This window comes from Mesorhizobium sp. M3A.F.Ca.ET.080.04.2.1 (assembly GCF_003952525.1).
Lineage (GTDB): Bacteria > Pseudomonadota > Alphaproteobacteria > Rhizobiales > Rhizobiaceae > Mesorhizobium.
Genome location: NZ_CP034451.1, coordinates 4,924,096 through 4,947,228, shown reverse-complemented (window position 1 = coordinate 4,947,228; position 23,133 = coordinate 4,924,096). Strand labels below are relative to the sequence as shown.

At 65.4% G+C, this 23,133-nt stretch carries 18 protein-coding genes; 7 read left to right on the top strand and 11 right to left on the bottom strand.

The window, feature by feature from the left end; all coding sequences use genetic code 11:
- The first annotated feature begins 75 nt into the window (after positions 1-75).
- The 6 genes from EJ074_RS23570 (at position 76) to ugpC (ending at position 6,149) form a co-directional block, all read left to right on the top strand.
- The gene (locus EJ074_RS23570; RefSeq protein WP_095806196.1) at positions 76-1,314 is read left to right on the top strand and encodes an extracellular solute-binding protein; all 1,239 of its coding nucleotides are present in this window, start codon (positions 76-78) and stop codon (positions 1,312-1,314) included.
- A gap of 85 nt (positions 1,315-1,399) precedes the next feature.
- Positions 1,400-2,284: a sugar ABC transporter permease gene (locus EJ074_RS23565; protein ID WP_129553825.1), complete on the top strand. Its 885-nt coding sequence runs from the start codon at positions 1,400-1,402 to the stop codon at positions 2,282-2,284.
- Positions 2,284-3,129 carry a carbohydrate ABC transporter permease gene (locus EJ074_RS23560; RefSeq protein WP_095806198.1) on the top strand — a complete coding sequence of 282 codons (846 nt, stop codon included), beginning with the start codon at positions 2,284-2,286 and terminating at the stop codon, positions 3,127-3,129. The genes EJ074_RS23565 and EJ074_RS23560 overlap by 1 nt, the downstream gene beginning before the upstream one ends.
- Positions 3,130-3,131: 2 nt before the next feature.
- Positions 3,132-4,148 (top strand): SIS domain-containing protein, encoded by a 1,017-nt coding sequence (locus tag EJ074_RS23555; protein ID WP_095806199.1) that lies wholly within the window; start codon positions 3,132-3,134, stop codon positions 4,146-4,148.
- The gene (locus EJ074_RS23550; RefSeq protein WP_095806465.1) at positions 4,148-5,086 is read left to right on the top strand and encodes a PfkB family carbohydrate kinase; all 939 of its coding nucleotides are present in this window, start codon (positions 4,148-4,150) and stop codon (positions 5,084-5,086) included. The genes EJ074_RS23555 and EJ074_RS23550 overlap by 1 nt, the downstream gene beginning before the upstream one ends.
- Complete coding sequence (ugpC, locus tag EJ074_RS23545) at positions 5,073-6,149, top strand: sn-glycerol-3-phosphate ABC transporter ATP-binding protein UgpC (protein ID WP_095806200.1); 1,077 nt, start codon at positions 5,073-5,075, stop codon at positions 6,147-6,149. Before EJ074_RS23550 ends, ugpC begins: the two co-directional genes overlap by 14 nt.
- Before the next feature lie 71 nt (positions 6,150-6,220).
- Here the strand turns inward: ugpC and EJ074_RS23540 are convergent, their stop codons facing one another.
- The 8 genes from EJ074_RS23540 to EJ074_RS23505 all read right to left on the bottom strand — a co-directional run bounded on the left by EJ074_RS23540 (position 6,221) and on the right by EJ074_RS23505 (position 19,062).
- On the bottom strand, positions 6,221-7,735 hold the full coding sequence (locus tag EJ074_RS23540) for an aldehyde dehydrogenase family protein (protein ID WP_095806201.1): 1,515 nt from the start codon (positions 7,733-7,735) through the stop codon (positions 6,221-6,223).
- A gap of 186 nt (positions 7,736-7,921) precedes the next feature.
- Complete coding sequence (locus EJ074_RS23535) at positions 7,922-9,196, bottom strand: RNA polymerase sigma factor (protein ID WP_095806202.1); 1,275 nt, start codon at positions 9,194-9,196, stop codon at positions 7,922-7,924.
- Complete coding sequence (locus EJ074_RS23530) at positions 9,193-9,567, bottom strand: YciI family protein (protein WP_095806203.1); 375 nt, start codon at positions 9,565-9,567, stop codon at positions 9,193-9,195. Before EJ074_RS23530 ends, EJ074_RS23535 begins: the two co-directional genes overlap by 4 nt.
- 105 nt (positions 9,568-9,672) lie before the next feature.
- On the bottom strand, positions 9,673-10,767 hold the full coding sequence (locus EJ074_RS23525; RefSeq protein ID WP_095806204.1) for a DNA topoisomerase IB: 1,095 nt from the start codon (positions 10,765-10,767) through the stop codon (positions 9,673-9,675).
- A gap of 163 nt (positions 10,768-10,930) precedes the next feature.
- A complete protein-coding gene (locus EJ074_RS23520; protein WP_129553824.1) occupies positions 10,931-11,815 on the bottom strand; it encodes a transglutaminase family protein in 885 nt (294 codons plus the stop codon).
- A gap of 6 nt (positions 11,816-11,821) precedes the next feature.
- A complete protein-coding gene (locus EJ074_RS23515; protein WP_129553823.1) occupies positions 11,822-14,233 on the bottom strand; it encodes a circularly permuted type 2 ATP-grasp protein in 2,412 nt (803 codons plus the stop codon).
- Positions 14,234-14,239: 6 nt separating this feature from the next.
- A complete protein-coding gene (locus EJ074_RS23510; protein WP_095806207.1) occupies positions 14,240-17,599 on the bottom strand; it encodes a transglutaminase family protein in 3,360 nt (1,119 codons plus the stop codon).
- A gap of 272 nt (positions 17,600-17,871) precedes the next feature.
- Positions 17,872-19,062, bottom strand: a complete 1,191-nt coding sequence (locus EJ074_RS23505) for an acyl-CoA dehydrogenase (RefSeq protein ID WP_095806208.1) — start codon at positions 19,060-19,062, stop codon at positions 17,872-17,874.
- Between the two features lie 100 nt (positions 19,063-19,162).
- Here EJ074_RS23505 and EJ074_RS23500 point away from each other — a divergent pair, with 100 nt between their 5' ends.
- Entirely contained in the window at positions 19,163-20,074 is a 912-nt protein-coding gene (locus tag EJ074_RS23500; RefSeq protein ID WP_095806209.1) for a LysR family transcriptional regulator, read from the top strand.
- A gap of 73 nt (positions 20,075-20,147) precedes the next feature.
- Here the strand turns inward: EJ074_RS23500 and EJ074_RS23495 are convergent, their stop codons facing one another.
- The 3 genes from EJ074_RS23495 to EJ074_RS23485 all read right to left on the bottom strand — a co-directional run bounded on the left by EJ074_RS23495 (position 20,148) and on the right by EJ074_RS23485 (position 23,094).
- A complete protein-coding gene (locus EJ074_RS23495) occupies positions 20,148-20,432 on the bottom strand; it encodes a type II toxin-antitoxin system RelE/ParE family toxin (protein WP_095806210.1) in 285 nt (94 codons plus the stop codon).
- On the bottom strand, positions 20,432-20,710 hold the full coding sequence (locus tag EJ074_RS23490) for a type II toxin-antitoxin system ParD family antitoxin (protein WP_095806211.1): 279 nt from the start codon (positions 20,708-20,710) through the stop codon (positions 20,432-20,434). Before EJ074_RS23490 ends, EJ074_RS23495 begins: the two co-directional genes overlap by 1 nt.
- Positions 20,711-20,772: 62 nt before the next feature.
- The gene (locus EJ074_RS23485) at positions 20,773-23,094 is read right to left on the bottom strand and encodes a Tex family protein (RefSeq protein WP_095806212.1); all 2,322 of its coding nucleotides are present in this window, start codon (positions 23,092-23,094) and stop codon (positions 20,773-20,775) included.
- Positions 23,095-23,133: the final 39 nt, after the last annotated feature.

Genomic DNA, 23,133 nt, shown 5'->3' with positions numbered 1-23,133 from the left:
CGCGATAGTCGTTCGAGAAGGTGGTGCCTTGCCTTTCGCCGCCAACTCGCCAATGCCGAAAATGGGAGATGACAAATGCTGAAATCGATCGGTAGGACAATTCTGGGCGCGGTCTTTGCGGGCGGATTACTGGTGCCGCACGCCTTCGCCGAAACGACTTTGAACGCGCTGTTCATGGCGCAGGCCGCCTACAGCGAGGCCGACGTACGCGCCATGACGGAAGCCTTCACCAAGGCCAATCCCGACATCAAGGTCAATCTGGAATTCGTTCCTTACGAAGGCCTGCACGACAAGACCGTGCTCGCCCAGGGCTCCGGCGGCGGCTATGACGTCGTGCTGTTCGACGTCATCTGGCCGGCCGAATACGCGACCAACAAGGTGCTGGTCGACGTCTCCTCGAAGATCACCGATGACATGAAAAAGGGCGTGTTGCCCGGCGCCTGGACCACCGTCCAGTACGAGGGCAAATATTACGGCATGCCCTGGATCCTCGATACCAAATACCTGTTCTACAACAAGGAGATCCTGGAAAAGGCCGGCATCAAGGCGCCGCCGAAGACCTGGGACGAGCTCAGCGAGCAGGCCAAGATCATCAAGGACAAGGGCCTGCTTGCCACTCCGATCGCCTGGAGCTGGTCGCAGGCCGAGGCCGCGATCTGCGATTACGCCACACTGCTCAGCGCCTACAAGGGCGACTTCATCAAGGACGGCAAGCCCGACTTCCAGAACGGTGGCGGCCTCGAGGCGCTGAAATATATGGTCGCGAGCTACAAGTCCGGCCTGACCAATCCGAACTCCAAGGAATTCCTCGAGGAGGACGTGCGCAAGGTTTTCCAGAATGGCGACGCCGCCTTCGCGCTCAACTGGACATACATGTACAACATGGCCAACGACCCGAAGGACTCCAAGGTCGCCGGCAAGGTCGGCGTCGTGCCGGCGCCGGGCATCGCCGGCAAGAGCGAGGTCTCGGCCGTCAACGGCTCGATGGGCCTCGGCATCACGGCCGTCAGCAAGCACGCGGATGAGGCCTGGAAATACATCGAGTTCATGACCTCGCAGTCGACGCAGAACCAGTACGCCAAGCTCTCGCTGCCGATCTGGGCGTCCTCCTATGACGACCCCGCCGTTGCCAAGGGTCAGGAAGAGCTGATCGCCACGGCAAAGGTCGGTCTCGCCGCCATGTATCCGCGGCCGACAACGCCGAAATACCAGGAGATGTCGACAGCGCTGCAGCAGGCCATCCAGGAATCGCTGCTCGGCACGGCCTCTCCGGAAGATGCCCTGAAGACGGCTGCCGAAAACAGCGGTCTCTGAGCCATCGATCCTCGAATCGCGGGCGGCTTTATGGCCGCCCGTGTTGTTCGGGCCTGCATCTCCAAGAACGGGAAGAGGCGCCTCAATGTCGGGCACCTGGATGACGACACGTGCGTGGCTGCTGATGCTGCCGCTTCTCGCGGTCATGGTCGCCGTCATCGGCTGGCCGCTCGTCGACACGGTCGGCCTTTCCTTCACCGACGCCAAGCTGGTCGGCACGGCGGGCAATTTCGTCGGCATCGACAATTATGCGAAGATGCTGACCAGCTCGAATTTCTCGCGCACGCTGGTCACCACCACCTGGTTCGCGGTCATCTCGGTCGCCGCCGAGATGGTGTTCGGCGTGCTGGCGGCACTGTTGCTCAACCAGGAATTTCGCGGCCGCACGGCGCTGCGCGGGCTGATGATCCTGCCCTGGGCGCTGCCGACTGTCGTCAACGCCACGCTCTGGCGGCTGATCTACAATCCAGAGTATGGCGCGCTGAACGCGGCGCTGACGCAGCTGCACGTCATCGACACCTACCGCTCCTGGCTGGGCGAGCCCGGAACGGCACTGGCTGCGCTGATCGTCGCCGACTGCTGGAAGAACTTTCCGCTGGTGGCGCTGATTGCGCTGGCCGCGCTCCAGGCGGTGCCGCGCGACATCACCGCCGCCGCTTTGGTCGATGGCGCCGGTCCGTTCGCCCGTTTCCGCTTCGTCGTCCTGCCCTATCTTGCCGGGCCGCTGATGGTCGCGCTGGTGCTGCGCACCATCGAGGCCTTCAAGGTCTTCGACATCATCTGGGTGATGACCCGCGGCGGGCCCGCCAACAGCACCCGCACGCTGTCGATCCTCGTCTATCAGGAAGCCTTTTCCTTCCAGCGCGCCGGTTCCGGCGCCTCGCTGGCGCTGATCGTCACCCTGCTCGTCACCGTGCTCGCAGTCGCTTACGCGGCTCTGGTCCGCAAGACCGCGGGGAGTGCCGCCTGATGGAACGCAGGAGCCCGGGCTTCACCGCCTTCATTTATGTCAGCGCGGTTCTGCTCGCCGCAGTGATCCTGGCGCCGCTGGTCTGGCTCTTCGTCATGAGCATTTCGCCGGCGGCCGATCTTGCCGCCAAGCCGCTGCGCTGGTGGCCGCAGAGCGCCGACTTCTCGCGCTATGCGCAATTGCTTTCGACCGCCGAAAACAGCGCCGGAGCCGCTTTCACCGCATCGCTGCGCAACAGCCTGGAGGTCGCCGGCATGGCGACGCTCGCTGCCATCCTGCTTGCGGTGCCGGCCGGCTGGGCTGTCTCGCGCACGCCATCCGTCGGCTGGTCGCTGTCGATGGTGATCGCCACCTACATGCTGCCGCCGGTGGCGCTTTCCGTGCCGCTCTATATGGGCCTGTCCTATCTCGGCCTGCTCAACAACGTCTTTGGCCTGGCGCTGATCTATCTGACCATCCTGGCGCCCTTCACCACCTGGCTGATGAAGTCGGGCTTCGACGCCATTCCCCGCGAGATCGAGGCCGCCGCCATGATCGACGGTGCCGGTCTGTTCCAGACCTGGCGTATGCTTACGTTGCCGCTGGCCGCGCCTGTGGTGGCGACATCGGCGCTGTTTGCCGTGCTGCTCGCCTGGGACGAGTTCTTCTATGCCTTGCTCTTCACCTCGGACCAGCGGGCCAAGACGCTGACCGTCGCCATTGCCGACCTCGCCGGCGGCCGGGTTTCAGACTACGGGCTGATCGCCACGGCCGGCGTCATCGCCGCCCTGCCGCCGGTGCTGATCGGCCTCGTCATGCAACGCGCGCTGATCTCGGGACTGACCAGCGGCGGCGTGAAAGGATAGTGATGACTGCTGAAAGACCCCGCCCCTCCGGGCTCGTCGCGATCGACCGCGAAATGGCGCGCCAGCATGGGGATGCGATCGCCTCGTTCGAGAACAACAGAGATATCGCCGGCAAGGTCGCGGCTTCGCTAACGACAAATGGCCGGCTGCTGCTGCTCGGCATGGGCGGCTCGCATGCCGTCGGCCGCGCTGTCGAGCCGATCTATCGCGCCCATGGCATCGACGCCGTGGCGATCCCGCTCTCAGAGCAGCTCGGCCAGCCATTGCCGCTGACCGGCAGGATGGTCCTCGTCACCTCGCAATCCGGCGAGAGCGCCGAAGTCGTGCGCTGGTTTGCCGAAGCCGGCTTGCCCGCAGATACGTTCGGGCTGACGCTGGAAGCCAGTTCCTTCCTGGCCCGCACGGTCCCTTGCCTCGTCGGCGCCGGCGGCACCGAGCTAGCGTTTGCCGCGACCCGCAGCCTGACCGTCAGCTTCGCACTGCACCTCGCCATCCTGGCCGCGCTCGGCCATGACCCTGCCGCTGCGCTTGCAGCACTGCAAAACCCGCAAGCGATCGAAACCGACGCCGCCTTGGCTGCGCTGAGCGATGTGGCGGCCATCGTCACCTCCGGCCGCAGCCTGCAGGGCCTGGCCGAAGCGCTGGCGCTTGGCCTCACGGAGCTTTCGCGCCTGCCCTGCTATTCCCTCGAGGGCGGTCAGCTTCGCCATGGACCGATGGAGATGCTCGGCCCCAACATCGGCGTCATCCTGTTTCGCGGCGACGATCCGACATCCGACCTCGTCACCGCAATGGCGGCTTCCGTCGTCGAGGCCGGCGCGCCGCTGGTCATCTTCGATGCCTCAGGCAAGCCGCCGGTCGCGGGCGCGGTCACGCTTACCTTCAAACCGGCTTCCGGGCTGGCCGCGATCTTCGCCATGCTGCCTGCGGCGCAGCGCCTGATGATCGCCTTCGCCGATGCCCATGTCGAGAATGCCGGAACGCCGGTTCGCTCCACCAAGATCACTCGGAGCGAATGATGCGGCCGCTTGCAGTGATCGGCAACGTCAATGTCGACCTGATCGTCGGCCCGGTCGCGCCATGGCCGAAGGCGGGAACCGAGACCGTCGTCGAACATGACGATTTGCGCGTCGGCGGACAGGCCGGCAACACGGCGCTCGCCTGGCAGGCCCTGGGCATCGACTTCGACATCGCCGCCAATCTCGGCGACGACCAGTTCGGCCGCTGGCTGCGCGAGGCTTTTGGGTCTCGTGCGGAGACATGGCCGGTTCATCCCGAAGGGACGACGCTGTCGGTGGGCATGACCCATCCGGACGGCGAGCGCACCTTCTTCACCACGCGCGGTCACCTGCCGCGCTTCAGCCTCGGCGACGTGCTTGCCGTTCTGGACGGCAACCGGCTCTCGGGCGGCTATGCGCTGCTCACCGGCTCCTTCCTGACTGACGACCTGACGCAGCAGTACGCCGCGCTTTTCGACTGGGCCGATCAGCATCAGATTGCCGTCGCCCTCGACACCGGCTGGCCGATGGAGGGTTGGACCGCTGCCAACTGCGCTGCGGCCCGCGCGTGGCTGTCGCGATCCGATCTGGCTCTCTTCAACGAGGTCGAGACGACGACGCTAGCGAGCCTGCGGAATCCCGCGCAGGCGGCTCGCGAGATCCGTCACGGCATGAAGGAGCGCGCGACCGTCGTCGTCAAGCGCGGACCGGAAGGTGCGCTTGCCATCGGCCCGGATGGGCAAATCGTCGAAATGTCTGCGCCTCGCGTCACCGTCGTCGACACGATCGGTGCCGGCGATGTCTTCAACGCCGCCTTTCTGGCCGCCCTGGCGCAGGAGCGGCCGCTCGCGTCCTGCCTTTCCGCGGCCACCCGCGTAGCGTCCCGCGCCATCTCAACCTTGCCCCGCGACTATGGCGGGCCGATGCTTTTCGAGGAAGCCGTCAATGAGCGCGCTTGAGATCCGAGACATCCGCAAGAACTACGGCGCCGTCGAGACGCTGAAGGGCATCGACATTGCGTTGGAAAGCGGCGAGTTCCTGGTGCTGCTCGGCTCCTCCGGCTGCGGCAAGTCGACCTTGCTCAACATCATTGCCGGTCTTGCCGAGGCAACGAGCGGTGACGTCTTGATCGGCGGCCGCTCGGTGCTGGGCGTTCACCCGAAGAACCGCGACATCGCCATGGTCTTCCAGTCCTATGCGCTCTATCCGAACCTGACCGTGCACCGGAACATCGGCTTCGGCCTGGAGATGCGCAAGGTCCCGGTGGCCGAGCGCGACAAGGCGGTGCGCGAGGCGGCCAGGCTCTTGCAGATCGAGCCCCTGCTCGACCGCAAGCCTGGCCAGCTATCCGGCGGTCAGCGCCAACGCGTCGCCATCGGCAGGGCGCTGGTGCGCAAGCCGCAAGTGTTCCTGTTCGATGAGCCGCTCTCCAATCTCGACGCCAAGCTGCGGCTGGAGATGCGCACCGAGCTCAAGCGCTTGCACCAGATGCTGCAGACCACGGTCGTCTATGTCACCCACGACCAGATCGAGGCGATGACGCTGGCGAGCCGAATCGCGGTCATGCGCGACGGCCGCATTGAGCAGCTCGGCACGCCGGAGGAGATCTACAACCATCCGGCCACGCTTTATGTCGCGGGCTTCGTCGGCGCTCCGTCGATGAACATGCTGCAAGCGGAGATCCAGGATGGCAAACTTGCCATCGTCGGCGCGAATACGCGGCTGGCGCTGCCGCCCCGCTACGCGAAGCTGTCCGGAGACGACGCTCCGGTCGTCGTCGGGATCAGGCCCGAGGCGCTCAGGCTTGGACCGGGCAGCGGCGCTGAACTGTCCTTGCCGGTCGAGGTCGACGTCGTCGAGTTGACCGGACCCGAGCAGGTCACCACCGCCCGGATCGGCGCACAAAGGCTGACGGCAACCTTGCCGCCGCAGGTCCGCGTCGCCAAGGGCCAGCGATGCACCTTCATTTTCGACGAAGACGCGCTTCGCCTCTTCGATCCCGCGACCGGCAACGCCCTCTGAGCAAGCAGGTCGGCCGGCGGAGAGGTGGGGCGGATCAGCGTTCGGCGGAAGGCTGATCCGCTGCAAGGACCTCAGTCGATGTCGAAGGAGACGCCCTGCGCCAGAGGCAGCGCCTTGGAGAAGTTCACCGTGTTTGTGGCGCGGCGCATATACGCTTTCCAGGCATCGGAGCCGCTCTCACGGCCGCCGCCGGTCTCCTTCTCGCCGCCGAACGCGCCGCCGATCTCCGCACCGGAAGTGCCGATATTGACGTTGGCGATGCCGCAATCCGAACCGTCCACGCCGAGGAAACGCTCGGATTCCTGCAGGTCGCGGGTGAAGATCGACGATGACAGGCCGGCGCCGACCGCATTGTGCAGGTCGAGGGCCTCATCGAAATCGGAATATCTCATCACATAGAGGATGGGCGCGAAGGTCTCTTCCGTCACCGGGGCAACCTGCTTCGGCATCTCGACCAACGCCGGGTGCACATAGTAGGCGTCGGGATGACCGTTCTCGACGCGCGTGCCGCCGGTGACTTTGCCGCCATGCGCTTCCGCCTCCTTCAGCGCCTTCTGCATGTTGTCGAAGGCCGCCTTGTCGATCAGCGGACCGACCAGCGCCGATGTCTCCAAGGGATTGCCAACGGAGACGCTCTCATAGGCCTTCTTCAGTCGCGGCAGCAGCGCGTCATAGACGCTGTCATGCACGAACAGGCGCCTGAGCGTCGTGCAGCGCTGGCCGGCCGTGCCCATCGCGCCGAACGCGATCGCGCGCAGCGCCATGTCGAGATCGGCGGTCGGACAGACGATGCCGGCATTGTTGCCGCCAAGCTCCAGCACCGCACGCGCAAAGCGCTTCGCCAGACGCGGGCCGACCTCGCGGCCCATGCGGGTCGAGCCGGTGGCCGAGACCAGCGGCACCTTCGAATGATCGACCAACGCCTCGCCGACGGCACGATCGCCGATCAGCACCTGCAGCAGGCCTTCCGGCGCGTCGGCGCCGAAGCGCTTGGCGGCGCGCTTGAAGATCGCCTCGCAGGCAAGTGCGGTCAGCGGCGTCTTTTCCGACGGCTTCCACACCACCGCGTCGCCGCAGACCAGCGCAAGTGCTGCGTTCCACGACCACACCGCGACCGGGAAGTTGAAGGCCGAAATCACGCCGACGACGCCGAGCGGATGCCAGGTCTCCATCATGCGGTGTCCAGGACGCTCGGTGGCGATGGTGAGCCCATACAGCTGGCGCGAAAGACCGACCGCGAAATCGCAGATGTCGATCATCTCCTGCACTTCGCCGAGGCCCTCGGACGGGATCTTGCCGACCTCGATCGAAACCAGCCGGCCGAGTTCCGCCTTATGCGCGCGCAGTTCCTCGCCGAGCAGGCGCACCAGTTCGCCGCGCTTGGGCCCCGGCACCAGCCGCCAGGCCTGGAAAGCCTTGTGCGCGGCATCGATTGCCCTGCCCGTATCGGCCGCCGAAATGGTCCTCAGCGCCGCGATCTGCTCGCCAGTCACCGGGCTGCGCACAACGAGGTCGCCGCCGGAAAGCGCGTCTTTGCCGACGCCGAGCTTTTCCAGAAGTGAAGCCGTTTCCTTCGCTATGGTCATTGTTATCCCTTTCACATCCCGCCGCTCAGTGGCGATGGGGAGACACCTTGAATCATGCCTGTGGGTGCCGGTTCCGGCACAGTCGGCGCTTTGATGGCGTGGAATTACTCGTTTCAGGGAAAAACCGCCACCCCGGCATGGTCCAACCCCGGTCTGCAAAATTGGGCCAGGCTGCGGAGGTGCGGATCAGCGCGCTTTCTTCTGGATCGGCTTCGCGGCGCTTTCCTTGATCAGCCGGTCGATATGCATGCGGATATGCGCAGCCTCTGCGGCGGTATTGGCAAGCGCGATCGCCCGGTCGAACGCCACACGCGCTTCCTCGTTGCGGCCAAGCTGCATCAGCAGGCCGCCCCGCAGTCCGAAGAAGTGGAAATAACCGGACAGTCTCTCTTCCAACGGCTCGATCAGGGCAAGTGCCGCCTCCGGCCCGCGCACCTTGCTGACGGCGACGGCGCGGTTCAGCGTCACCACCGGCGACGGCTGCATCTGCTCCAGCAGGCCGTAGAGCAGGTCGATCTCGGTCCAGTCGGTCTGCTCGGGCGTTGCCGCCCGCGCATGCAGCGCCGCGATTGCGGCCTGCACCTGATAGGGACCAGGCTGGCGATGGCGCAGCGCCTTGTCGACCAGCGCCAAACCCTCGTCGATCATCTTGCGGCTCCACAGCGACCGGTCCTGGTCCTCCAGCAGCACGATCTCGCCATTCTGATCGAAACGCGCCGGCGCGCGTGCATGCTGGAGAAGCAGCAGCGCGGTCAGCCCCATGATCTCGGGTTCCGCCTGGAAGAGCCGCAGCAGCAGGCGCGCGAGGCGGATCGCCTCCTCGCAGAGCGGAGCTCGCGCCGGCGCCTCGCCGCCATTGCTCGAATAGCCCTCGTTGAAGATGAGATAGATCATAGCCGCGACCGCCGCGAGCCGCTCCGAGCGCTCGACGGCACCCGGCGTCTCGAACGGTACGCCGGCGTCGGCAATCCGCGCCTTGGCACGGGTAATGCGCTGTTCCATGGCGCTTTCGCCGACCAGAAAGGCGCGCGCGATCTGCTTGACGGTGAGACCGGAGACGATGCGCAGCGCCACCGCGATTTGCTGCGTGGCCGGCAGGTCCGGATGGCAGCAGATGAACAACAGCCGCAGGATGTCGTCGCGGTAATGCGCGCCGTCCAGCCGCTCGGCAATGTCGCTCTCGGCATCCTCCAGATCGGAGATATGCTCCTCTTCCGGCATCGGCGCCTGCTTAGCCCGCTTGCGCACCGCGTCGATGCCGCTGTTGCGCCCGACGAAGATCAGCCACGCCGCCGGATCGCGCGGCGGTCCGTTCTTCGGCCAGTTCTTGAGTGCCCTCAGGCATGCATCCTGGAAAGCTTCTTCCGCTGCATCGAGGTCGCGGAAATAGCGCAGCAGCGCGCCCATCGCCTGCGGGCGGGCGGTGCTGATCGCGTTGCTGATCCAGGCAAGCTCGGTCATGCTGGGACCTTGGTCGGGTTGAAGATCGAGATCGGCCTGATCTCGTAGGATCCGCCGCTCGGATTGACTTCGGACAGCTCGCGCGCAAACGCCACGGCCTCATCGAGATCGCGGCAATCCAGCGTGTAGAAGCCAAGGAATTGCTCCTTGGTCTCGGCAAACGGACCATCGAACACGACCGCCTCGCCCTTGACCTTTCGCAGCGTCGTCGCGGCGGTCGTCGGCAACAGCCGCGCCACCGGACCGAGCCGGCCCGCCTTGGCATATTTGTCCTGGACGTTGAGGAGCTTTGCCATGACCTCGTCGTCCTGTTCCTTGCTCCAGGAGCAGACGACGTCTTCAGAGGCGTAGCAGAGGATGGCGTAGAGCATGGTGCGTCCTTTCCGTATCAAAGGACGCGACAGTAGGACCCTTCCCGACACAAGGTCGACAAAAAAATTCATAGGACGATCACGGACTTACTGTGGCGGCGTTCGTCAGGCTCCGTGCGCCTGCAGCCACCTCAGAACCAGCGTCTCCTCCTCGTCGAGGCCGTTGATAAGGCGCTGTCGCTTGTTGGCTTCGGCCATCTCGTTGAGCAGCCTGCCTTCCGACCACGCTTCGAAGACCAGCGGATGGATGTAGCAACGGCGGCACACGGCTCGCGTATTGCCCAGCCTTTCTGCCACCTTGTCGATGATGCTGTTCATCGCCCGCTTCCGCTGGGCGGCACTCTCCGGAAGTTCGGCCTGGGCGAACAGCGACGCCGCATGGATGGTGCCGCCCCATGTGCGAAAGTGCTTTGAGCTGAATTCGGCGCCAGCGGCCGCGCGAATATAGGCGTTGACGTCCTCCGAGCGAACGGGCCGCCGATTGCCGTCTTCGCCGAGATATTGGAACAGCTTCTGGCCGGGCAGATCCTGCGCTCCTCGTACCACTCTCGCGATGCGGCGATCGACCAGCTTCAGCTTCCATTCCTTGCCGGACTTGCCCTTGAAGGCAAAGCGCAGGCTGGAACCTTCGATGTCGACATGGCGGTCGCGCAGCGTGGTCAGGCCGAAGCTCTTGTTGTCCCGGGCATAAGCGGCGTTTCCGACGCGGATCATCGTGTTGTCGAGCAGCCAGACGATCGAGGCGACGACGCGTTCCAGCGGCAGGCCGCGCCGGCGCAAATCGGCGTCGACCTGGCGCCGCAGCCCAGGCAGGCTTTCCGCAAAAGCGACGAGGCTGGAATATTTGACGCCGTCCCGCTCCTCGGTCCATTGCGCATGATAGCGATACTGCTTGCGGCCGCGCTGGTCCCGTCCGGTCGCCTGGATGTGGCCGTTCGGATCGGGGGAGATCCACACATCCGTCCAGGCGGGCGGAATGACGATCGCCTTGATGCGGTCAAGCGTCGCTGGATCGACGGCGCGGCCGTTCGGTCCGAGATAGGAAAATCCCTTGCCTTTTATCAATCGGCGAATGCCGGGATCGGCGTCGCTCACATAGCTCAACGAGGCGCGTTCGGCGGACGTCTGCGCACCGTTCTTCTGCGTTTCCTCGTTGACTGCCAGCTGGTCGGAGGACGGTTGTGCTCGTTGTTGCAACATGATGGCTCCACGGAACTGCGTCCGTAGATAAGCCGCGTGCCCGGGCCTGGTTCCCGCGACGCCGATCGATCGGCTTCAACTCGGCCGTTCGCGTCTCATCAAATGCGCTGCGGTTGGCATTCTGAGGTCGGGAAGCAATCGTGGTCCGCACCGCTATTGGGCGTCACACGTTCTCGACCGCGACCGGGATGACGTCGACGGCTTGCTCGCCGACTTGGCCGCCCGTGGTTTTCAGCACGCCGACGATCGGTGCCACGTCGGAATAGTCGCGGCCGTAACCTGCGGTGATGTGGTCGTTGCTTGCCCGCATGCCGTTGGTCGGATCGAATTCCTGCCACCCGGCGTCCCGACCGCACCAAGCCTTGACCCAGGCATGCATGGCATCAGCCCCTTCGAGCCGCGGTTTGCCTTTCGGCGGTATCGTACGAAGGAAGCCGCTGACATAGCCGGCCGGAATGCCGAGCCCGCGCAGGCCGGCGATCATGATGTGCGAGAAGTCCTGGCAGACGCCACGTTTCAGCGCGAAGGCGTCGCTCGCCCGCGTCTCAACCGTGGTCGCTTTGCCGTCATAGGTGAAATCGCGGTGGATGCGGTTGCAGAGGTCGATGGCGATGGCGACCGTGGAACCCGAGAGACTTTGCCGCGCATAGTCGGTGATCGCCGCATCGATGCCGGCATGGTCGCTGGCTGCGAGGAAGTGATGCGGCGCCGATGGCGACAGCGAGCGCACCGAATCGAGCTCCGTCTTCAGGCCATGAACGTCCGGGGACACGTCGAGGCCGGGTTCCGGCCGCGAAACCGACACGCGCGCGCTCATCCTGATGTCCAATTTCTCGTGCGCGTCGCGAAAGGCGATCGAGGTGACGCTGTTGCCGAAGAAATCGGCGAAATCGGCGCGCTCGGCCGGCGATGGCTGGAAGGACAGCGAGGCGGCGATCACCCGCTGCACACCGGCGATCGTCTGCGGCATCACCCGCACCTGGTGCCGCCCCCCGCCGGCGGCAGTGGCATAGTCGTAATGCAGATGAAGCCTGATGTCGTACAGCATCGCCGCTTATCCGAAATAGGCCTTGGCCAGCCTGCTGTAGAGGTCGCCGATCTGGTTGGCGAGTTCGTCGAGCACCTGCGCGGTCATATCGGAGGGCTCCATCACGGCGATGGCAGTGTTGAGCTGCAGGACTTCCTTGGCAGCGGGCGACATGTGCCCCTCGCCGCCGACCGAGGGCAGCATGCCGATCTCGGCCTTCAACCGTTCGAGCTGGAACAGGATCGAGCGGGGATTGAGCGGGTCGAGCGCCAGAAGGTCGATCACGGTGCGCCGCCCCGCCTGCACGGGATACTGCCGGCGATGGGTCATGACGCTGTCGCCGATCTCCAGCATCATGTCGAGCGCGCCGTCGGGAGCGTCCGCCCTGGTCAGGCAGGCGAGCGTGCGGGCGATCTGGATGCCGCGCTCGAGCCGGCGGCCAATCTCCAGGAAGCGCCACCCGGCGAAGCGGTACATGTTTTCGTGCAGCAGGCCGGAAAAGCCGGCGAGCTTGCGCAGCATCACCGTCATCGCCCGCGTCGCGTCGTCGCCGGGCGCCACTGTGCTGGCGAATTGGTGGATCGTCTTCGACAGGTCCTTCAGCGCCAGCCAGCCATCCGGCGAGAAGCGGTCGCGGATCTGGCCGGCGCTATAGACGGCGCTGTCCAACGTGCTGATCAGCCCCAGTGGGATCGCGGATTCAACCTCGATGCCGAACGGTTCGAGATAGTCCCTAATGTCGGCGAGCAGCGGCATCTCGGGATCGGAGGTTTCCGCCAGCCGCACGTGATAGGCGCGCAGGATACGCACCGTGTCTTCCGACCGCTCTATGTAGCGGCCAAGCCAGGTCAGGTTCTCCGCTGCACGGCTCGGCAGGCTGCCGGGCATGGTGCGGATGAAGCCGTCGCTTTCCTGCGGCAGCAGGGTCTCGCGCTCGACCGGCCTGTCGCTGACCACCCAGACGTCCGCCGCCTGGCCGCCGCGCTGCATGGCGATCGCCGTCGGATCGAGCGAGAAGCCGACCCGAGCGAACCCGCCCGGCATCACCGTCCAGCCGTCGGGCGTGCGCGCCAGATAGACGCGCAGGCTGGCCGGGCGCGGTTGCAGCCGGCCGTCGGCGAACACCGGGGTCGTCGAAAGCGTCACCGCTTCCTGGCCGACGAAGGCTGCGCCTTCCCTTTCGATGCGCGCGACCAGTTCCGCCCGCTCCTCCGCCGAAAGCGCTGAGCCCAGTCGTGTCGCGCCGTCGTCTTCGAAAGCCACCCGTGTCGACAGCGCCGGACCGACGACCAGGCGCTCGATATTGGCAAGCACATGGTTGCGCTCGGCCTGCTGCCCGCACCACCAGGTGGCGACGTTCGGCAGGGACAAATCCTCGCCCCGCAATTCGCGCGATATCCTGGGCAGGAAGGAAAGCAGCGCTCGCGTTTCCATCAGGCCCGAGCCAAGCGCATTGACCGCCGAGACGGCGCCACGGCGGATCGCCTCGACCAATCCGGGCGTGCCGATCTGCGAATCCGCGTTGAGTTCGAGCGGATCGGCGAAGGCGGCGTCGAGCCGCCGCCACAGCACCCCGATCGGCTTCAGACCAGAGACGGTGCGCACCATCAGCTTGCCGCCGGAGACGGTCAGGTCCTCGCCCTCGAGCAGCATGATGCCGAGATAACGTGCGATATAGGCGTGCTCGTAATAGGTCTCATTGAGCGGTCCAGGCGTCAGGATGGCGACGCGACCGCCGGATTCCTTCGCCATGCCGTTCAGCGCATCGCGAAAACGGCGAAAGAAGCCGGCCAGGCGGTGCACATGCATCTCGCCATAGATGTCCGACAGGGCTCGCGTGGTGGCGACGCGGTTCTCCAGCGCGAAACCGGCGCCCGATGGCGCCTGCGTTCGGTCGCCCAGCACCCACCAGCGACCGTCAGGACCACGGCCAAGCTCGAAAGCGAGCATATGCAGGAAATGGCCGCTGGCCGGCCGGGTGCCGACAACCGGACGCAGATATTCCGGGCTGGCCGCAATCAGCCTGGCCGGCAGGATGCCTTTCTCGACCAGGCGGTTCGGGCCATAGATGTCGGCGAGGATCGCCTCGAACAGATCGGCGCGCTGGATGAGGCCGGCACTGATCTCGGCCCACTCCAGCTCATCGATCAGCAACGGGACATGCGCCAGCGGCCATGCACGCTCGTTGGCGCCGGCCTTGTCATAGACGCGATAATAGACGCCGGCGTCGCGCAGATACTGGTCGGCGCGGGCAAATCGCTGTGCGAGCCTGTCCGCGCCCAGGTCGCCGAGAGCCTCGATGAAGGACCGCCAGGCCGGGCGCGGATTGCCTGAGGCGTCGACCATCTCGTCGACGACCCCTTCGATCGGCCGATAGTGCTCCAGCAGGCTGTTCGCCTGCGGCCTACCGCGCACCCTCTTCTGATTCCCCTTTGCCATTGCCGATCAGAGTCTCTGAGGCCGCCGCAGGTCAAGGGTCATCGGGAACTCCTCGGAAGCTTCCTCTTGTCGCAGCTCATAGGTTCCAGGCGTATGACCGCGCGGCTCGAACCGGGCAAGCCGCCGGGCTTCGGCCTCATTGCCGTTCACCGGGAAGGTGTCGTAGTTGCGACCGCCGGGATGCGCGACATGGTAGACGCAGCCGCCGACCGAGCGGCCCGACCAGCGGTCGTAAATGTCGAAGACCAGCGGCGTGTTGACGGGCAAGGCCGGATGCAGGCCTGAGGCCGGCTGCCAGGCCTTGAAGCGCACGCCCGCCACGGCCACCTCGCGATTGTCGGTGACTTTCATCGGCACGATGCGTCCGTTGCAGACGACGGCGTGACGCTCCGGATTGAGCCCTTCCGTCTTCACCTGCAGCCTTTCCACCGAGGAATCGACGAAGCGGACGGTCCCGCCGATGGCGCCCTGCTCGCCCATCACATGCCAGGGCTCCAGCGCCTGCCTGAGTTCCAGCTTGACACCGGCGTGCTGCACCTCGCCGCAAAACGGGAAACGGAATTCGAGCTGGGCGGCGAACCATTCGGAACGGAAGTCGAAGCCGTTGAGCTTCAAGTCCTCCAGAACGTCCAGGAAGTCCGCCCAGACATAATGCGGCAGCATGAAGCGATCGTGCAGCGAGGTCCCCCAGCGCACGAACCGTCCGTCGAGCGGGTTCTTCCAGGCGCGTGCAATGATGGCCCGGACCAGCAATTGCTGGGCGAGCGACATGCGCGCATTGGGCGGCATCTCGAAGCCGCGGAACTCGACCAGTCCGAGCCGGCCCGTTGGACCGTCCGGCGAGAACAGTTTGTCGATGCAGATTTCCGAACGATGCGTATTGCCGGTCACATCGGTGAGCAGGTTGCGGAACAGCCGGTCGACCAGCCACGGCAAGGGCGCCTCGCCCTTGTCGGGATGCGGGACCTGCGCCAGCGCGATCTCGAGCTCGTAGAGGGAATCGTGCCGCGCCTCGTCGAAGCGTGGCGCCTGGCTGGTCGGGCCGATGAACAAGCCTGAGAACAGGTAGGACAGCGACGGATGGCGCTGCCACTGCAGCACCAGGCTTTTCAGAAGGTCCGGCCGGCGCAGGAATGGACTGTCGTTGGGTGTGGCGCCGCCGACCACGACATGGTTGCCGCCGCCGGTGCCGGTGTGGCGGCCGTCGATCATGAACTTGTCGGTACCAAGTCGCGACTGCCTGGCTTCCTCATAGATCGCCGTGGTCGTGGCGACGCATTCCTGCCAGCTGGCAGCCGGATGGATGTTCACCTCGATGACGCCGGGATCGGGCGCCACGCGGATGACATTGAGGCGCGGATCGTGCGGCGGGGCGTAGCCCTCGATGTGCACAGGCAGGCCGATGGCCTTGGCCGCGTTCTCGGCCGCCGCCACGAGTTCGAGATAGTCTTCCAGCGCCTCGACCGGCGGCATGAACACGCAAAGCCGCCCGTCGCGCGGCTCGACGGTGAGCGCGGTGCGCACCGCGCCGCCGATCTCGGTGATCTCTTGTTCGATGCGGTCCTGCTGGCCGGTCGCGACGGTGAAGGACACCGCCTGCTGGCGCCGCGCCATTTCATCGGCGCCGTCAGGCTCTGCCTGGGCGGCTCTCGGCAGGATTGTCTCGCGCGCCGGCAAGGCCCCGCGCGGCACCGACGGATCGACCGGCACGATATAGGGAAATTGCGCCGGCGGCACGTAAGGAAGTGCGCCGAGCGGCAGGCGGTAACCCACCGGAGAATCGCCCGGCACCAGGAACAGGCGGCCGCGCCGCGTCTTCCATTTCTCCGAACGCCAGCGCTGCCCCGCGGCTTGGCTGTTCCAGCGCTGGACCGGCAGCACATAGCCGGAGGGCCTGGTCAGCCCGCGCTCGAAGACGCGCGCCATGCGGCTGCGCTCTTCCGGGTCCTCCAGCTTCGAGTTGGAAGGGTCGACATTGTCCGGCAGCTTGCCTTCCTTGAGCAGCCATTCGCCCGGATCCTCATAAGCCTCGCTGACCAACGACGGCTCGATGGCGAGTTCGCCGGCGATCGCCTTGAGCAGCTTCTCTGCCTGCTCCGGCCCGACAGCGGTGTTGCCCGTCTCCCGTGCGATCAGCGAGGGGTCGCTCCACACCGGCTCGCCATCGGTGCGCCAGTAGAGCGAGAAGGTCCAGCGCGGCAGGCTTTCGCCCGGATACCATTTGCCTTGGCCGTAATGCAGGAAACCGCCCGGCGCAAAGCGTTCGCGCAGCCGGCGGATGAGCTGATCGGCCTTGTCGCGCTTGGTCGGGCCGACCGCCGCGGTGTTCCATTCGGCGGACTCGAAATCGTCGATCGACACGAAGGTCGGCTCCCCGCCCATCGTGAGCCGCACGTCCTGCTCGCGCAAAATGGCATCGACCTTGTTGCCAAGCGCATCGAGCGCCTCCCAGCTTTCGTCCGAGAACGGCTTGGTGATGCGCGGATGCTCGGCGATGCGGTCGACCCGCATGTCGAAGCCGAAATCGACATTGGCGAAGCTCGCCATGCCGGAGATCGGCGCGGCGTTGCGGTAGTGCGGGGTCGCGGCCAGCGGCACATGGCTTTCGCCGGTCAGCAAGCCGGAGGTCGGGTCGAAGCCGATCCAGCCGGCGCCCGGAATATAGACCTCGCACCAGGCGTGCAGGTCGGTGAAATCGACCGAGGTTCCGGGCGGTCCGTCCAGCGAGACGAGATCCGGCTTGAGCTGGATCAGATAGCCGGAGACGAAGCGCGCGGCGATGCCGAGATTGCGCAGGATCTGCACCAGCAGCCAGCTCGAATCGCGGCACGAGCCCTTGGCCGCGGCGAGCGTCTCCTCCGGCGAATAGACGCCTGTTTCCATGCGCACGATATATGCGATCTCGCGCTGCAGCCGCGCGTTGAGGCCGACGAGGAAGTTGACCGTGTTGGTCGGGCTCCGATCGATGCTTTCCAGGAATTTCGACAGCAGCGGCCCGGCCGGTTCCGGCGTCCGGTAGATGGCCAGGTCTTCCCGGATCTCTTCCGGATAGTCGAACGGAAAGGTTTCGGCCGCCTCCTCGACGAAGAAGTCGAACGGGTTGTAGACCGTCATGTCGGCGACGAGGTCGACCTCGATCTTGAGCTCGTTGACTGGCTCCGGGAAGACGAAGCGGGCGAGGAAATTGCCGTACGGGTCCTGCTGCAGGTTGACGAAGTGATTCTTCGGCTCGACCTTCAGCGAGTGGCTGAGCACCTTGGTGCGCGAATGGGGCGCCGGCTGCAGCCGGATCACCTGAGGGCCGAGCACCACCGGCCGGTCATATTTGTAGTGGGTCAGGTGGTGGACGGCTGCCAGAATTGCCATGGGTCCCCGGAGAATGGCGTTTCAACCGCCTGACCCTGACACAAGTCCCGGGCATTCTCCAAGCGGATGTTGCGCTGCACTTCGTAAGTCCAGGGCGGAGCGACGCGAAGCGGAGCGCAGACTCCCGAATCCATGCCGCGACCTTGGCCGAATCCACAGCGGCTCAGAAGATGGGCTGCTGGGTTGCGATCCTTCGCAGTGTGCACCGCAGCGGCCCTCGATGTCAGGGCATCGATGCTCGGGTCAAGGTCCGAGGATGAGCCATCGGCCGCTCAGAAAAACGCCTGCAGCCCGGTTTGCGCCCGTCCCAAGATCAGCGCATGCACGTCATGCGTGCCCTCATAGGTGTTGACCGTCTCCAGGTTCTGCGCATGGCGCATCACGTGATAGCCGATCTGGATGCCGTTGCCGCCATGCATGTCGCGGGCCTGGCGGGCGATATCGAGCGCCTTGCCGCAATTGTTGCGCTTGACGATGGAGATCATCTCGGGCGCCATTTTGCCTTCGTCCATCAGCCGTCCGACGCGCAACGAGCCCTGCAGGCCGAGCGCGATCTCGGTCTGCATGTCCGCGAGCTTCTTCTGGAACAGCTGCGTGCCGGCGAGCGGCTTGCCGAACTGCTTGCGGTCGAGGCCGTATTGCCGCGCCCGATGCCAGCAATCCTCGGCAGCGCCCATGGCGCCCCAGGAGATGCCGTAGCGTGCGCGGTTGAGGCAGCCGAACGGACCTTTGAGACCCGAAACGTTGGGCAGCAGCGCCTCCTCGCCGACCTCGACGCCTTCCATCACCACCTCGCCCGTGATGGAGGCCCGCAGCGACAGCTTGCCGCCGATCTTCGGCGCCGACAGCCCCTTCATGCCCTTGTCCAGCACGAAGCCGCGGATCTGGTTGTCGTGCGCGGCCGACTTGGCCCAGACGACGAAAACGTCGGCGATCGGCGCGTTGGAAATCCACATCTTGGAGCCGGAGAGCTTGTAGCCGCTCGCCGTCTTCTCGGCCCTTGTCTTCATGCCGCCGGGGTCGGAACCGGCATCGGGCTCGGTGAGACCGAAGCAGCCGATCCACTCGCCCGACGCCAGCTTCGGCAGGTATTTCCTGCGCTGCTCTTCCGAGCCATAGGCATGGATCGGAAACATGACCAGCGACGATTGCACGCTCATCATCGAGCGGTAGCCGGAATCGACGCGCTCGACTTCCCGCGCCACCAGCCCGTAGGTCACGTAATTGGCACCGAGCCCGCCATATTCCTCCGGAATGGTGATGCCCAGCAGGCCGGCCTCGCCCATCTCGCGGAAAATCGAGGGATCGGTCTTCTCGTCGGCGTAAGCTTCCTCGATACGCGGTGCGAGCTTGTCGGCCGCGAATGCGGCCGCGCCGTCGCGCACCATGCGTTCGTCCTCGGAAAGCTGATCCTCGATCAGGAAAGGATCGTTCCACACGAAGGCGTTCTTCTCGGCGGCCATGGCTCCAGTCTCCAGATTGAGATGCCCCGGCTTATCGGCCTGGGGGTCAAAAAAATCAAACAAAATTGCATCACCGATCAATGAGCGTTAGTAATAGATCATGAACGTTCAACGCCGCCTGCTGCCGAACATCAGCGCCCTTGCCGCCTTCGAGTCTGTGGCGCGTCTCGGCTCCTTCACCGCCGCCGCCCGCGAACTCGATCTGACGCAGGGCGCCATCAGTCGGCAGATCAGCCTGTTGGAGGAGCAGTTCGGCCGCCGGCTGTTCGAGCGCGACAGCCGCAATGTCCGGCTCTCGACGGCCGGCGAGATCTATGCCGAGGCGGTGCGTTCAGCGCTTGGTCAGTTGCGCGATGCGGCGCTGGGATTGATGAGCAATCAGCATAGCGGGGTGCTCAACCTCGCCATCCTGCCCACCTTCGGCACGCGCTGGCTGATGCCGCTGATCCCTGATTTCGTCGCCCGCCACCCCGACATCACCATCAATTTCGCCACCCGCATCGGCCGCTTCGACTTCGCCCGCGAGCGCCTCGACGCGGCTATCCATCACGGCCTGCCCGAGTGGCCGGACGCCGATTGCACGCTGCTGATGCGCGAGACCGTCATGCCGGTGGTTTCACCCGAATTTCTGGCTCGCGGTGCCATCGCGACGCCGGCCGATATCAGCCGCCTGCCTTTGCTGCACATGGCGACGCGACCCGGTGCCTGGAGCGAATGGTTCGAAGAGCAGGGTCTCAGCGCGCCGACCGGCCCCGGCATGCAGTTCGAGCAATTCGGCACGGTCGCCCAGGCCTGCATGGCGGGGCTCGGCGTGGCGCTGCTGCCGGAAATCCTGATTGCCGGAGAATTGCAGCGCGGCCAGTTGCTGCCGGCGCCGGGCCAGCCGATGCAGAGCCGCAGCGCCTATTATCTGGTCGTGCCGCATGACAAACGCGGCTATCCGCCGGTCGTCAGTTTTCGCGACTGGCTGCTGGGCCAGATCGCCAAGGAGCCGGCTGTCCTGGCGTGGTAGCTACTTGCACTTCATCGTCTCCGCGAGCGCCGCGCCAAATGCGCGCGCGTCGCCGTTGCATCTCGACGTTCAGTTAAAGCAGTTCCTGCCACCGCCGCGCACCATGAACGACGCGCACGATCTCGGCCCCGCCCTCGATCTGGCGATAGAGGATAAGGTAATTTCCTACAGGAAACGTGCGTAAGTCCGCCCGTACTTCCGGCCGGGCAACGCCCATTCCCGGCATTTCGGCGATGCGCTGGCAATGGGTGAACATCTCGTCATACCAGCGCAACGCCGCCGACGGACTATCCTCGGCGATGTAAAGCGCGATCGCCTCGATATCGGCCTCTGCTTCTGGTCGTAAGCGCAGTGTCATTACGACTTGCGTTCGGCGATTTTCGCTTCGAGCTTGTTTTTGATCCGGGTGAAAGCCTGATTGCCGTCGACCGCGTTGCCGCTTGCCATGCCTTCATCCCAAAGACGGCCCAGTTCGTGGATAGCCTGATCGCGCTGTGTCCTGCGAAATTTCCAGTCGCGCAATGCCTCCCGCATGACTTCGCTTGCCGAGGCGTATTCGCCAGCAGCGACGACTTCCCGCATCATGTTTGCCATTTCGGGAGTGAGGGCAACACTCACTTTCTCTACATTCGCCATGCAGATATGGTAGGCAACCTTACTACCGATTGCAAGGAAGGAACTCTTTACGCGTCCGCCCGCTACTTCCGCTTCATCGCCTCGGCAAGCGCCGCGCCGAAAGCACCCTGCGCCGGCCGTTCGGGCTGGCGCTGCGGCGCCGGCGAGCGCGGTGCGGGCTTGCCGCCGCTGCTGTCACGCTGGCCGCCCCGAGGCGCCCCACCCTGGCCGCCATCCTTGCGCATCGAGAGGCCGATACGATTGCGCTTGATGTCGACATCGACCACCCGCACCTTCACGACATCGCCGGCCTTCACCACTTCATGGGCATCCTTGATGAAGCGGTCGGCGAGTTGCGAGACATGCACCAGCCCGTCCTGGTGCACGCCGATATCGACGAAGGCGCCGAAGGCGGCGACATTAGTGACCGTGCCTTCGAGGAGCATGCCGGGCTTCAGATCCTTGATGTCGTCGACACCCTCCGCGAAGGTCGCCGTCTTGAAGCCGGGGCGCGGATCGCGGCCGGGCTTCTCCAACTCGGCGATGATGTCGCGCACAGTCGGCAGGCCGAAGCGCTCGTCGACGAAGACGCGTGGATCGAGGGCCTTGAGCGCGGCGCTGTCGCCCATCAGCGAACGCACGTCGCGGCCGCAGGCGGCGACGATCTTCTTCGCCACGCCATAGGCTTCCGGATGGACAGAGGACGCATCGAGCGGCTCGGCGCCGTTCGGGATGCGCAGGAAGCCGGCGCACTGCTCGAAGGCGCGCGGCCCGAGGCGCGACACGTTCAACAGTTCCCGGCGCGTCGCGAATGGACCGCCCGCGTCGCGATGCGCGACGATGGCTTCCGCAAGCGAGGGCCCCAGCCCCGAGACGCGCGCCAGTAGCGGCGCCGATGCCGTGTTGAGGTCGACGCCGACGGCGTTGACCGCATCCTCCACGACGGCCTCGAGAGAGCGCCCGAGCCGGTACTGGTCGACATCATGCTGGTACTGGCCGACGCCGATCGACTTCGGCTCGATCTTGACCAGCTCGGCGAGCGGGTCCTGCAGTCGTCTGGCGATCGACACCGCGCCGCGCAGCGACACGTCGAGCCCGGGGAATTCCGCCGCCGCCGTGGCGGAGGCCGAATAGACCGAAGCGCCGGCTTCGCTGACGATCACCTTCAGCGGCTTTGGCCCGCCGTCCGCAGGCAGGCTGGACAGCATGTCGGCCACGAGTTTCTCGGTTTCGCGGCTGCCGGTGCCATTGCCGATCGAAATCAGCTCCACCTTGTGCAGGCGGATGAGCTTCGCCAGCTCGGCCTGCGTTCCGCGCACGTCATTCTTCGGCGGAAACGGATAGACAGTGCTCGTCGCCACCAGCTTGCCGGTGCCATCGACCACCGCCACCTTGACGCCGGTGCGGATGCCGGGATCCAGACCCATGGTGGGCCGCGAGCCGGCGGGAGCGGCAAGCAAAAGATCCTTCAGATTGCGGGCAAAGACATGGATCGCCTCGTCCTCGGCCCGCTCGCGCAGGTCGCGCATCAAATCGAGGGTCAAGTGTAATGACAACTTGATGCGCCAGGTCCAGCCGGCGACCTCCATCAGCCAGCGATCGCCGGGCAGGCTGGCGCCGATCGCGTAGGCATTGGCGATCATGCGCTCGACCGGCCTCACCGGCGAGGCATCGTCGGCATCGACGTCGATATCGAGCGACAGCACCTCCTCGTTGCGGCCGCGCAGCATCGCCAGCGCGCGATGGCTGGGCACATTTGCCCAGCGCTCGACATGGTCGAAATAGTCGGAGAATTTCGCGCCTGCCTCCTGCTTGCCGTCGACAACGCGAGCGCGCAGGAAGGCGCGTTCCTTCATATAGCTGCGCAGCTTGCCGACCAGGTCGGCATTCTCGGCGAACTGTTCCGACAGGATATCGCGCGCGCCTTCGAGCGCCGCCTTGGCGTCGGCTACCTCTTCGGTGACATAGGCGAGCGCCAGTTGGGCCGGAACTGCGGAACGGTCGGCCAGGATCGCCTCGGCCAACGGACCGAGCCCACGCTCCTTGGCGATCTCGGCCTTGGTGCGGCGCTTCGGCTTGTAAGGCAGGTAGATGTCTTCGAGCTCGGCCTTGGTGTTTGCCGCGGCGATCTTGGCCTCGAGCTCTTCAGTCAGCTTGCCTTGCTCGCGGATCGAGCCGAGGATCGTCTCGCGGCGCGCGTCGAGCTCACGCAGATAGGCAAGCCGTTCGGAAAGGTCGCGCAGCTGCGTGTCGTCGAGCCCGCCGGTGACTTCCTTGCGGTAGCGCGCTACGAACGGCACCGTGGCGCCCTCGTCCAGCAGACCGATCGCCGCCGCGGCCTGCTCAGGCCGCGAGCCGATCTCGGCCGCGATGATTGCTGCGATGCGCTTGATGTCCGATGCCATGCCGGTCCCTGTCGAAAAGAACGGGCGACCATAGGCCGG